At 57.2% G+C, this 11,934-nt stretch carries 10 protein-coding genes; all 10 read left to right on the plus strand.

Annotated elements, in window-relative coordinates:
- The first annotated feature begins 12 nt into the window (after nt 1-12).
- The 10 genes from GN112_RS31605 to GN112_RS31650 all read left to right on the plus strand — a co-directional run bounded on the left by GN112_RS31605 (nt 13) and on the right by GN112_RS31650 (nt 11,917).
- The gene (locus tag GN112_RS31605) at nt 13-762 is read left to right on the plus strand and encodes an SDR family oxidoreductase (protein WP_155313785.1); all 750 of its coding nucleotides are present in this window, start codon (nt 13-15) and stop codon (nt 760-762) included.
- A gap of 235 nt (nt 763-997) precedes the next feature.
- Nucleotides 998-2,167, plus strand: coding sequence for a thiolase C-terminal domain-containing protein (locus GN112_RS31610; protein ID WP_155313786.1), 1,170 nt, complete (start codon nt 998-1,000; stop codon nt 2,165-2,167).
- A gap of 13 nt (nt 2,168-2,180) precedes the next feature.
- Nucleotides 2,181-2,612: a Zn-ribbon domain-containing OB-fold protein gene (locus GN112_RS31615; RefSeq protein WP_155313787.1), complete on the plus strand. Its 432-nt coding sequence runs from the start codon at nt 2,181-2,183 to the stop codon at nt 2,610-2,612.
- A 42-nt stretch (nt 2,613-2,654) separates the two neighbouring features.
- Nucleotides 2,655-3,818, plus strand: a complete 1,164-nt coding sequence (gene acd, locus GN112_RS31620) for a glutaryl-CoA dehydrogenase Acd (RefSeq protein ID WP_155313788.1) — start codon at nt 2,655-2,657, stop codon at nt 3,816-3,818.
- 512 nt (nt 3,819-4,330) lie between these two features.
- Nucleotides 4,331-6,397 (plus strand): (Fe-S)-binding protein, encoded by a 2,067-nt coding sequence (locus GN112_RS31625; RefSeq protein ID WP_155313789.1) that lies wholly within the window; start codon nt 4,331-4,333, stop codon nt 6,395-6,397.
- A gap of 90 nt (nt 6,398-6,487) precedes the next feature.
- Nucleotides 6,488-7,276 (plus strand): electron transfer flavoprotein subunit beta/FixA family protein, encoded by a 789-nt coding sequence (locus GN112_RS31630; RefSeq protein ID WP_155313790.1) that lies wholly within the window; start codon nt 6,488-6,490, stop codon nt 7,274-7,276.
- On the plus strand, nt 7,276-8,244 hold the full coding sequence (locus GN112_RS31635; RefSeq protein ID WP_155313791.1) for an electron transfer flavoprotein subunit alpha/FixB family protein: 969 nt from the start codon (nt 7,276-7,278) through the stop codon (nt 8,242-8,244). Before GN112_RS31630 ends, GN112_RS31635 begins: the two co-directional genes overlap by 1 nt.
- A gap of 232 nt (nt 8,245-8,476) precedes the next feature.
- Complete coding sequence (locus tag GN112_RS31640) at nt 8,477-10,021, plus strand: ATP-binding protein (RefSeq protein WP_155313792.1); 1,545 nt, start codon at nt 8,477-8,479, stop codon at nt 10,019-10,021.
- A gap of 1 nt (nt 10,022) precedes the next feature.
- The gene (locus tag GN112_RS31645; protein ID WP_155313793.1) at nt 10,023-11,372 is read left to right on the plus strand and encodes a sigma-54-dependent transcriptional regulator; all 1,350 of its coding nucleotides are present in this window, start codon (nt 10,023-10,025) and stop codon (nt 11,370-11,372) included.
- Nucleotides 11,373-11,653: 281 nt separating this feature from the next.
- Nucleotides 11,654-11,917, plus strand: coding sequence for a DUF997 domain-containing protein (locus GN112_RS31650; RefSeq protein ID WP_155313794.1), 264 nt, complete (start codon nt 11,654-11,656; stop codon nt 11,915-11,917).
- Nucleotides 11,918-11,934 lie beyond the last annotated feature (17 nt).

Here is an 11,934-nt window from a genome sequence, read left to right on the forward strand (position 1 = left end):
AGAGGGAGAACCATGTTGCTGGAAGGAAAGAGTGCAATCGTTACCGGTGGGTCCCAGGGGATCGGGACGGCGACGTCCCTGATGCTGGCCAAAGAGGGTGCCAATGTCTGCCTGACCTACCGGAAACATAAGGAAGAGGCCGAAGCCGTAGTGAAAGAGATCGAAGCGATGGGACGCAAGGCGATTGCCGTCAAATGCGACATCGCATCTTTTGCCGAAGCCGAGGCCGTGGTCAAGGCCACCGTCGAGGCTTTCGGACGGCTCGACATCCTGGTCAACAACGCCGGTATGAACTGGGACGGCGTATGCTGGAAGATGACCGAGGATCAATGGGATCGCGTCCTTGAGGTCAACCTGAAGGGATACTTCAACTTCACCCGGCACGCCGCTCCGCTGTTCAAGGAACAGAAATACGGACGCATTGTCAATGTTACCTCCATTAACGGCATGCGCGGCAAATTCGGACAAACCAACTACTCGGCCTCCAAGGCTGGTATCATCGGTTATACCAAGGCCGTGGCCAAAGAACTGGGCGGCTTCGGGGTCACGGTCAATGCGGTTGCTCCCGGCCTGATCGAAACCCCCATGTTGAAGGAATCCGAGGCCCGGGACAAAATTGTCGACATGGCCATGGCCGAAATCGTGCTGAAACGGGTTGGAGAACCCGATGATCTGGCCAACATGGTCGCCTTTTTGGCATCGGACAAGGCCAAACACGTTACCGGTGAGGTGATCAAGGTGGATGGCGGCCAGTACATCTGATGGCTATCCAGAAATAAGCAGCCTGCGGTTCAGATGGTCTGTTTGCGCGTTTTGGAACTCCTCGATCGATGATGGGTGCGCTTGAGGACTCCAAAACGCGGCTGTTTATCCGGATGTCGTCAATAGTTTTGTGGTAGTGGCGCATCCGGGATACAGGCCCGCCGCTGATGAATGGTAACGGTTCAGTCGTTCATGCCGTCCATTCGTAAACCCCGACAAAATAAAGGAATGACCTATGGGAAGAGTAGCCATTATAGGTGTTGGGCAAAGCAAGTTTGTCCGTAAATATCCGGGTTCGATCCGGGAGTTGGCGTTTGAAGGGTTTAAAGAAGCGATCACCGATGCGGGGATCACGGCCAAGGACATCGACGCATCGGTGTTCTGCTCGGCACCCGAATATGACAAGCAACGGTCGCCATCGGCGGTGATCGCCGAATACCTGGGGCTCAACCCCCAGCCCACTTTTTACGTAGAGTCCCTGTGCTCCTCCTCCAGCACCGGTTTGAAGCTGGCCTACAGCATGGTCGCCTCGGGCGTCCACGACATGGTGGCGGTGATCGGTCTGCAGAAGATGTCCGAGATTTCCTCGGCCGAATCACAGGAGCGCATGGGGCGCGGTGCGGACATTCAGTGGGAGAGCCCCTTTGGTACGATGATGCCGGCTTACTACGCTATGCACGCCCAGGCGCACATGGCCAAATACGGCACCACCCCTGAGGACCTGGCCGCGGTTCGTGTGAAGGCGGCCACCTACGGTCAGATCAACGAGCGTGCCGTCTACCGCAAGGCAGTGACGCCGGAGATGTTTACCGATCCGGAAAACATGATGGCCAGCCCGGTTTCCAGCCCCCTGCGGGTGGGGGATTGCTGTGCCAACGCCGACGGCACGTCCTGCATGATCGTGGCCAGTGAAGAAAAGGCCAAGCAATTCAGCAAGAAACCGATCTGGGTCCTTGGCGTGGGCGCGGCCAGCGCCAGTGTGAATCTGACCGGGCGTGACAAGCTCCACGGCCTGAAGGCGGCCGAGCAGGCGGCCAAGCAAGCTTACGCCATGGCCGGCGTGGGCCCTAAGGACATCGACGTTGCTGAGGTGCATGACTGTTTTACGATTGCCGAAATGTTGGCTTACGAGGCCTTGGGGTTTGCCGAGCCTGGTGGTGCCAAGGAACTGATCCAGGGCAAGGAGACTTACAAAGAGGGCAGTATCCCGGTAAATGTGGACGGTGGTCTGCTCTCTAAGGGACATCCCATCGGCGCCACGGGCGGCAGCCAGGTACGTACGATTGTGCTGCAGCTGCGCGGCGAGGCCGGTGACATGCAGGTAAAGGACCCGCAGATCGGGCTGGTGCACAACATCGGCGGCGTGGGCATCTACGGTAACGTGACCATTTTCGGAAAAGAGTAGACTGGAGGAAAAAATGGGCAAAAAACAGGAAGATGTCCGCTTCGGCAAGTTCGGCACGGTCAGCTTTACGAAAACAACAAAGGTGAACGATTTTGTCGATTATCTGGAGAGCGGCAAAGTGATGTATACGCACTGCAAGAAGTGCGGAGCGAACTTTTTCCCACCGCGAGCCGACTGTGAGGGCTGTCTGTCCAGCGACATGGAGTGGAAGGAAGTGAGCGGAACGGGCAAGCTGGTCTCGTACAGTCAACTCAAATATGCCCCGGTGGGCTTCGACAATGACTTGCCGTACAGCATCGCCATGCTGGATTACGGTGACATTCAGGTGTTCGGTCGCCTGGACAGCGCACTTGATATCAAGGATGTGGAAGTCGGCATGGAAATGACCACCGCGGTCAACACGCTTGCCGAAGGACAGTTCAACTACGTATTTAAAAAAGCATAAGGACGGCATTCATCCTGTCGTTTTTAAAGGAGTGATAGCGGTATGGATTTTAAACTTTCCAAAGAACATCAGATGCTGCAAAAGGCCGTCCGCGATTTCTGTAAGAAGCAAATCGCCCCCAATGTGGAAGAGTGGGACAAGAACCATTACTTCCCTTACGAAGAAGTCATGAAGCCCATGGGCGAGTTGGGATTCTGGGGCACCGTGATTCCCGAAGAGTACGGCGGAGAGGACATGGGCTTTCTGGCCGCCATGATCGTCACCGAAGAACTCGCCCGGGTGTGCAGCTCGTTGCGCGTTCAGGTGAACATGCAGGTATTGGGGTGCGCCTTCACCATCTTCCGGTACGGCACCGAGGAAGTGAAGAAGAAATACATCGAGGGGCTGTGCTCGGGTGAGTTGATCGGCGGGTTCGGCATCACCGAACCGGATGCCGGTTCGGACGTCATGGCCATGTCCAGTACGGCAGAAGACAAGGGCGACCACTGGCTGCTCAACGGCAACAAGACCTGGATCTCCAACGCCCAGGTGGCTGACGTGTTGATCTACTACGCCTATACCGATCCCGATGCCGGTTCCAAGGGGCTGTCGGCCTTTGTCATCGAGCCCAAGAACCACAACGGCGTCAAAACCACCGCGCTGGACAAACTGGGCTCCTGGAGTTCACCCACGGGCGAGGTGTTCCTGGACGGCACCAAGGTGCCCAAGGAGAACATTCTGGGCAAACCCGGCGACGGCGCCAAGATCGTCTTCGGCTCCCTGAACCAGACCCGCCTGTCGGCCGCCGCCGGTGGCGTTGGCGTGGCCCAGGCCTGCCTGGACGAGGTTACCAAATACTGCAACGATCGCAAGCAGTTCGGCAAGCCCATCGGAACGTTCCAGATGAACCAGGACATGGTCGCCCAGATGGCCACGGAGATCGACTGCGCCAGGTATCTGGTTTACCGTGCCGCCGTGGAGAAAGACAACGGCAAGCTCAACAACGGCCTGGATGTGGCCAAAGCCAAATACTTCGTCGGTGAAACGGTCAACAAGTGTTCCAACTATGCCATGCGCATTTTGGGTGCCTACGGTTACTCCACCGAGTATCCGATCGCCCGCATTTACCGGGATGCCCCCACCTACTACATGGTGGAAGGATCGGCCAATATCTGCAAGTCAATTATCGGACAGGATCAGCTGGGATACAGGAAGGCCAACCGCTAAAGCGTCGCCATTTTTCTGCAGTGTGTATCGCCCGGGCCGCGAGGCCCGGGCGATTCTTGTATCGTTTTGTTCTGAAAATTGCTCGATGGCTATGGCTCCCCTGAAAGGAATTGCGTTAAGGCGATTGGCGGATAAGCATATACCAGGATGCGCCGGATTTTCATTCGTATTCAAGGCGGGCTTTTTTACGCATAGTGAGGCTATGTGTGGAAAAGCCCAACGCAGAAGACGGATGAAAAGACAAGCAGGCGGGTATATTCTTTGACAGAAATCGCCTAAGGGCTGATCCGTGGAGCGCCCTCATTCAAGAGACGCCAAGCTTTGGTGGTCCCTCCCTTCAACTACCACCGCTCTGCCATGTGGCACCTCCAACTCTTGCTTGAGGGCACTCTGCCACTCATATTCATCCAGCGTTTTACCCATGGCGCGGGGATGATCGCGACGATGTGCCCCCACCCATCGATTCCTTTCAACGGGCCAAGCCGAATAACAATGAAAGGAATGTGTCAGCCATGCAGCCTGCGTTGATCGCTCCAGCCGAGTATGTCTTTCTTTTTATCCCCACGGTCCTTTTTTCATTACTGATACCTGTCGTGGGGATTGCCGTATTCACCTACATCATGGCCCTGCGTGCGGCCCCGTTGGTCAAAGCAGCCCCGGACAAGCGTTTTGACCGCATCCCGCAGCGTATTTTCAATGTGTTCAAGATCTGGCTGGGCCAGTACCGCCAGCCGCGTTACCGCGTTGCCGGCGTGGTTCACATCATCATCTTCGCCGGGTTTCTGGTGCTGAGCGTCCGGTCGACGTCACTGGTGATCATCGGCCTGTCCGAGGATTTTGTGCTGCCCGGGTTTGGCGGCGTCATCGGCGACATTTACAATGTTCTCAAGGATTACGCGGCCACGGCCGTGTTGGTGGCCTGCTGCATCGCCGCCTGGCGCCGGGCCGTGGTCAAGCCGGAGAGGTACAAAGTGCCGGCCAAGTACGGCCATGATCACACGGCCGAGGCGCTGTTTGTACTGGGCCTGATCTCGACCCTGATGATTTCCGAGAGCCTGTTCGAGGCCAGCAGCGTGGCGGCCAACGCCCAGTCGGGGCTGCACGCCGAGTTCCTGGCGCCCCTGAGCTTGGTCTGGTTGTTCAAGAATTTTCTGATGTTCTCCTCGGAAGGGACCCTGCAGGCGATCCACATCATCGCCTACTATATTCACGACTTGACCTTCTTCTTTTTCCTCTGTTTTTTGCCTCTGGGCAAGCACTTTCACGTGATCACCTCGATATTCAACGTCTTTTTCATGCGTATCGACCGGGGGAACATCAAACCGGTGCGTCACGGCATCAAGGCGGAGGAACTGGACGACCTGGAATCCTTCGGGGTGAAAAAGATCGAAGATTTTACCTGGAAGCATCTTCTGGATTTTTATTCGTGTGCCGACTGCGGGCGCTGCTCGGACAACTGCCCGGCCAACGCCGTGGGGCGGCCCCTGTCGCCGCGTTTCATTTCCATCAAGGGGCGCGACACGCTTTTCAAGAACTACCCCATCTACCCGTACGGATCGCCGTTCAAGAAGAGTGAACCCTTGATCGGCACGGTCTACGAGGAGGACGAGATCTGGTCATGCACGACCTGCGGGGCGTGTGAGCAGGAGTGTCCCATCGGCATCGAGTATATCGACAAGATCGTGGATCTGCGCCGCGGCATGGTGGACGAGGGGATGGTTCCCCAGAGCCTGCAGAAGCCGCTTAAGGCCCTTGAGAAGCGTGGCAACCCGTGGGGCAAGATGGAGAAGAAACGCGCCGAATGGACCAAGGATCTTCCCGAGGGTGTGACGGTGAAGGACCTGACCAAGGATTCGGCCGAGACGTTGTACTTTGTGGACAGCATCACCAGCTATGACGACCGCATGCAGGATCTGGGGCGGGCTACGGCGACGATCCTTTCGCGCGCCGGTGCGGACTTCGGTATCCTGGGCAAGGCCGAGAAGGACGCGGGCAACGAGATCCGGCGCTTCGGCGAAGAGATGCTCTTTCAGACCATGAAGGAGATGAACACCGATGCGATCACAGACAGCGGTGTCAAGCAGATCGTCACGGCCGACCCGCACGCCTACAACGTGCTGAAGAACGACTACAGCGGGCTGCCGCCGGTGGAGCACATCAGCCAGTTTATCACCCGCAGCGTGCGATCGGGCGCTCTGAAGCTAACCGGCGCCAATGGGGACGGCAAGGTTTACACCTATCACGATCCCTGCTACCTGGGCCGCCACAACGACGTCTACGAGGATCCGCGGGAGGCGCTGGACGCCATTGCCGGTTTGAAGCGGGTGGAGATGGAGCGCAGCCGTGACCGTTCGTTCTGTTGCGGCGGCGGCGGGCTGATGCTGTTCTACGAACCCGAAGAGGAACAGCGCATGGGCGTTTTGCGAGTGGAGATGGCGGCCAAGGCCGGTGCCAACGTGATCGTGACGGCGTGCCCCTTCTGCCTGGTGAATATGGAGGATGCCATCAAGGTGGCCGGCCTGGAAGGGCAGATGGAGGCCATCGATCTGTCGGAGCTGATCGCAAGCCACCTGGCGTAAGGGCGAAAGATGTTTCGCCCCTACCCCAATCCAGGGGCTCCGAATGATAAATTTAGCAGCGGGATTTAACAAGCAACAAGGAGGATTAGCATGGAGATTTTGGTATGCGTCAAACGGGTACCCGATACCGCCGAGAACGAGATCGAGGTCAACGGCTCGGGCAGCGATATAGAACGTGACGACCTGGTGTACTCGGTCAACGAATGGGACAACTACGCCGTGGAAGAGGCGATTCAGATCCGCGATAACGTGGGCGGTACGGTAACCGTGGTCACGGTGGGCGACGACGAGTCCGAAGAGGTGCTGCGCCGGGAGATGGCCATGGGCGCGGACAACGGGATTCTGTTGACCGACGACGCCTTCGAGGGCTCCGACGGCAAGGGCATCGCGACCCTGCTCAAGGCGGCGGTGGAGAAGGGCAAGTACGACCTGATCCTGACCGGCGCCCAGGCCGACGACGGCGCCGGCCAGGTGGGCGGCATGCTGGCGGCGATGCTGGACGTCCCCTATGCCTCGCTGGTGAACAAGATCGAGGTGAATGGCGACAAGCTGAAGGTGGGCCGGGAGATCGAAGGCGGCAACCAGGAGATGAACGAGATTGCCATGCCCTGCGTGCTGTCGATCCAGACGGGTATCAACGAGCCGCGCTACGTGGGTATCCGCGGCATCCGCAAGGTGGCCTCGGTGGAGATTCCCGAGCTTGGGGCCGGCGACCTGGGCGTGGACGCGGGCGCGGTGGGCGCGGCCGCCGCCAAGGTGAAACGGGTGGATTACTTCGTGCCCGAGCTGGGCGAGGGTGCCGAGATGCTCGAGGGCAGCACCGAAGAGATCATCGCCAAACTGATTGAACACCTGAAGGCCAAAGGAGGACTGAAATAATGGCTGACATCTACGCATATATCAATCACAAGAACGGCGTGGCCGACGATTCGGCCCTGGAACTGATCGAGGCCGCCAAAAAGATCGACGCTGGCGCGGCGGTAACCGCCATCGTGACCGGATCGGGCAGCGAACTGGACCAGGTGGCCGATGCCGTGGCCGCGACCTATCCCAAAGTACTTAAGTTCAATGCCGATGCCCTGGCCTATCCCAATGCCGAGGTGGTGCGCAAACTGCTGGTCAATGTGCTGCCCGCGGATGCGATCCTGCTGGTGGCCCACGACACCTTCGGCATGGACCTCTCCCCGGGCCTCTCCATCAAACTGGATTCGGCCTTTGTTTCCGACGTGGCCGACATCGAGGGCGTCGACGGCAGCACCTTGAAGGCGATCCGCCAGGAATACTCGGGCATGGTGAGCACCCACGTGACCTGCGACATTTCCGCCGGTGCGGTGATCAACGTGCGTCCGGGCTGTTTCGCGCCGGACGAGAGCCAGTCCGCCGGGGGCACGGTGGAGGACAAGTCCGGTGACGCCGGCGATCTTTCCACGGGACGCACCTTCCTGGAAGTCGTGGAAGCCGAAGTCGGCGACGTGGACATCACCAAATCGGACGTGCTGGTCTCCGTGGGCCGCGGGATCGAAGACGAGGAGAACATCGAGATCGCCCAGGAACTGGCCGACGCCATGGGCGCGGTGGTTTCCTGCTCGCGTCCCATCGTGGACGCCAAATGGCTGGAGAAATCCCGCCAGGTGGGAACCAGTGGCCAGACGGTCAAGCCCAAGGTGTACATGGCCTGCGGGATCTCCGGCAGCTTCCAGCACATGGGCGGGATCAAGGGCTCGCCGTTCATCGTGGCGATCAACAAGAACGTCAAGGCCCCGATCTTCCAGGTGGCCGACGTGGGCATCGAGGCCGACATCCTCGAATTTCTGCCCGAGCTGACCGAGGCGATCGGCGAGCTCTAAACGGGATAGGAACGGATGCGGGGAATGACAGTCGTGCCATTCTCCGCACCCGCTTTTGTCCGCAGAATGATGGGCACCTGAGAATCACCGATCCATCACCCGACCGATCTGCGGACAAGAATCGACATCCGGTCTGATAGTATGGTCAGATGAATGGGAAATAGCCATAACCGAACATTTATGATAAATTGGTGGCTATCGGTCGATAGAACCTTTTCCAAGGATTCAAGCCATGGCCCAGGAAGCCCTGCTCACGGAACTGGAAGACTTCCTTAAACGAAACCGCGATACGATTGTCGACGAATGGGTGCGGCGGTTGCACTCATCGGTTGGCGAAAAGTATTCCGATAGACCCATAGATGAACTATACAAAACCGTTGCAGATGCTTACGATGGAAACTGCAGTTACCTGATCGATGAGGATCCATCACGGATCGATCGATTCATCGAAAGCATCACCCGCCTTCGGCTCAGTGCCGGATTCTCCCTATCAAGCGTTCAGACCGCCTTCGAACTGTTTCGCGAAATCGTTACCCCCATGTTTTTCCAGGCGTTTCCATCCGATATCTGCCAGGACATGACGGTCAGGGTGAACCAATGTATGGCCTATGTGGTCCAGCAGCACAGTGAACTGTTCCAGGCCATGCATGAAAAAACCATTCGTGAGCATAACCGCGAACTGAAGTGGAAGGTTCAGCGCCGGACTGCCGAACTGGCTGAATCCGAGCGAAAATACAAAACCCTCGTGGAAGAGATTAACGACGGATATGTGGTGGTTCGGGACGAATTGATTGTTTTTGCCAATCCGGCATTTGCAAAAATTCACCAATGGCCGCAAAGCGAGGTCGTCGGACACCGGTTTATCGATTTTGTCGATCCGCAAAGCCGTGACAAGATCATGTCCATCTACCAGCGAAGCATGATTATTGGAAAAGCGGTGACGTCCAAAGCATTTGAATACATGCGGCTGACCCGTGACGGACGGAGCTACCCCACGGAAATTCTTGCACGGATCACCCACTATGACGACCATTTGGCCACCATCGCGATTTGCCGGGACATTACCGAACGCGTGAGAATGGAAAAAAAGGTCCGTGAGGCCGAGCGGATGGCCACCATCGGGCAGATAACGGCATCCCTTTCCCACGAGATCCGCAATCCCCTTTCCGCCATCAAGCTCAACCTGCAGGTGCTGAAGAAGAATGCCATGCTCAGGGGAAACGACGAGCGGCGCCTGGACATATCCGTTCAGGAGGTTAAACGGCTGGAGCGCATACTGCAGGAGTTGCTGGACTTTGCCAAACCTCTTGACCTTAATCCGCAACCGGCGGACATCCAGGTCCTCATGTATCATTGCACGGAACTGTTGGACGAAAAATTCAAGCAAAAATTCATTCGGGTGCGTTTTGAACAGGATGTGGCCATGCCCATGGTGCCCCTGGATGCACAACGGTTTCAGCAGGCGGTAATGAATTTGCTGTTCAATGCAATCGATGCATCACCCGAAGGCGGTACGGTCCGGATTGCCGTCGGCATCGTCTGTCGCAACGGCCAGCGCTATGCCGCCATCCGTGTTTGTGACGAGGGGCCGGGCATTCCGACGGAACTGAGGGGAGAGATCCTGAAACCGTTTTTTACCACCAAAACCCAGGGGACCGGGTTGGGGCTGACCAACACCGATCGGGTGGCCAAGGAGCATGGCGGTTGGCTGGAAATTGACGATACGGTTTCCGCGGGGGTCGCCTTTACGCTGATGATGCCCGTTGGAGGACATTGATATGTCCAAGGTATTGGTCATTGACGATGAAATGCCGATTCTAGAATCGTTGGAGATGTTTCTCAGCGAAAAGGGGTATGATGTCCGCACCGCCGCATCGGCGGCGGCAGGCATGGCAGCCTTTAAAAGTTTTGCTCCCGATGTGGTCATTCTCGATATCCGGTTGCCGGACAGTTCCGGATTTGAGGTGCTCGACGGGTTCAACATGTCGGCCGAGCCGCCGAAGGTGATCATGATCACCGCTTTCCATGACATGGAGGCGGCGATTACCTCGATGAAACGCGGGGCCTACGATTATATCCACAAACCCTTGGATGCCGACGAGATCGAGAACGCCGTGGAGAAAGCCGTGCGGGCAACCGAGGCGGAACGCGCCGCGCCGGCGTCCCTTGATCCGGTCGACGCCACCCTGGACGATGTCATCATCGGCAAAAGCAAGGCCATCCTCGATGTCTTCAAGACCATGGGGATTTTGTGCCAGAACGATGCCACGGCCTTGATTCAGGGGGAAACCGGTACGGGGAAGGAGCTGATTGCGCGGGTCATCCACAAAAACAGCAAGAATCAGGCGGAACCGTTTATTACCCTGGACTGCTCCGCGGTGGTGGAAACCCTTTTGGAAAGCGAACTCTTCGGCCATGAAAAAGGGGCCTTTACCGGTGCCGCCCAGACCAAGATGGGACAGATCGAACTGGCCGGCAGGGGAACCCTTTTTCTGGACGAAATCGGCGAACTGCCCCTTGGCATTCAGGGGAAACTGTTGGGATTTCTCGAACGCCGCGAATACCTCCGTGTGGGGGGGCAGTTTCCCCAGAGGGCCCATTGCCGGATTCTGGCGGCCACCCATCGCGACCTGAACCAGATGGTGCGTGATGGGCAGTTCCGCCGGGATCTGTTCTTCCGGCTGAACGTGATTCCACTCAGTGTCCCTCCGTTGCGCGAGCGCCTGGAGGATATTCCCGATCTCACCCATCATTTCCTCAATATCATCCGCCGGTCCATGAACAAATCGCATTTGCGACTGCAGGAAAGTGCCGTCGCCGCCCTGATGAGACATCAATGGCCCGGCAATGTCCGTGAACTGAAAAATGTGATCACGGCCGCCGCCATCCGTTCGCGGAGCCACGTGGTCCTGAGAGAGAGTGTGGATGCCGTTCTGGCGCAGCAGCACACAGCGGCCGATACCATCGATACCTCGCCTGACCTGTCGAGCCTCGAGCATCAGCATATCCTGCGGGTGCTGCGCAGCGTGGGTTGGAACCGAACCCATGCCGCTCGCCTGCTCGGAATCTCCCTGCCGACCCTGCGCAGCAAGATCCGTAAATTCGGAATCGATCCCTCGGAAACCTGATCCCCCTCGCCCGACCTGAAAGCTTTTTTCTAACCCGGTAAGTTTATTTCATCTTCCACCGTTTCGATCCTCCTGCCGGAACCCATCCCGAAAATACAGAAAGACAATAGGAAACAGTAAGTTATAAAAAAATAAAAAAGAATAAATAAAATTCATTAGGCGAGGGCATTTCATTTGCAATAAGGCGTCACATCTGATGCAAAGTGCCCACGTTGGGCGATTTCTGTTTTCGAGCGGATGTTAAACAGGTCATTAAATCCACTCACCACAAAGGAGGATCAATGAAGGACAAATCGGATTGGAAAAGACGTGTTTTTCTGGCGGTGTTCTGCGTACTCACCGTTTTCTGCTGGTGCCCCATCGGTTACGGGTCCTATGGACCGGCATCGTTGGTCTGGGGAATGCCCAACTGGGCGGTTACCGCACTGCTAATCGGGGTATTCCTGTTTTTCCTGGAGATGTTTTACCTCTTCGGGACCCGGCTGACCCTCAACGACGATCAGCTGCCGGACGTGATCAAAGCCCTGCGAGAAGACATCCAATAAAAAGATTCCAACCCAAA

The organism is Desulfosarcina ovata subsp. ovata (assembly GCF_009689005.1).
Taxonomy (GTDB): Bacteria; Desulfobacterota; Desulfobacteria; order Desulfobacterales; family Desulfosarcinaceae; genus Desulfosarcina; species Desulfosarcina ovata.

Coding starts and splice junctions, on each gene's coding strand:
- GN112_RS31605 (WP_155313785.1), top strand. CDS start 13: ATGTTGCTGGAAGGAAAGAGTGCAATCGTTACCGGTGGGTCCCAGGGG.
- GN112_RS31610 (WP_155313786.1), top strand. CDS start 998: ATGGGAAGAGTAGCCATTATAGGTGTTGGGCAAAGCAAGTTTGTCCGT.
- GN112_RS31615 (WP_155313787.1), top strand. CDS start 2,181: ATGGGCAAAAAACAGGAAGATGTCCGCTTCGGCAAGTTCGGCACGGTC.
- acd (WP_155313788.1), top strand. CDS start 2,655: ATGGATTTTAAACTTTCCAAAGAACATCAGATGCTGCAAAAGGCCGTC.
- GN112_RS31625 (WP_155313789.1), top strand. CDS start 4,331: ATGCAGCCTGCGTTGATCGCTCCAGCCGAGTATGTCTTTCTTTTTATC.
- GN112_RS31630 (WP_155313790.1), top strand. CDS start 6,488: ATGGAGATTTTGGTATGCGTCAAACGGGTACCCGATACCGCCGAGAAC.
- GN112_RS31635 (WP_155313791.1), top strand. CDS start 7,276: ATGGCTGACATCTACGCATATATCAATCACAAGAACGGCGTGGCCGAC.
- GN112_RS31640 (WP_155313792.1), top strand. CDS start 8,477: ATGGCCCAGGAAGCCCTGCTCACGGAACTGGAAGACTTCCTTAAACGA.
- GN112_RS31645 (WP_155313793.1), top strand. CDS start 10,023: ATGTCCAAGGTATTGGTCATTGACGATGAAATGCCGATTCTAGAATCG.
- GN112_RS31650 (WP_155313794.1), top strand. CDS start 11,654: ATGAAGGACAAATCGGATTGGAAAAGACGTGTTTTTCTGGCGGTGTTC.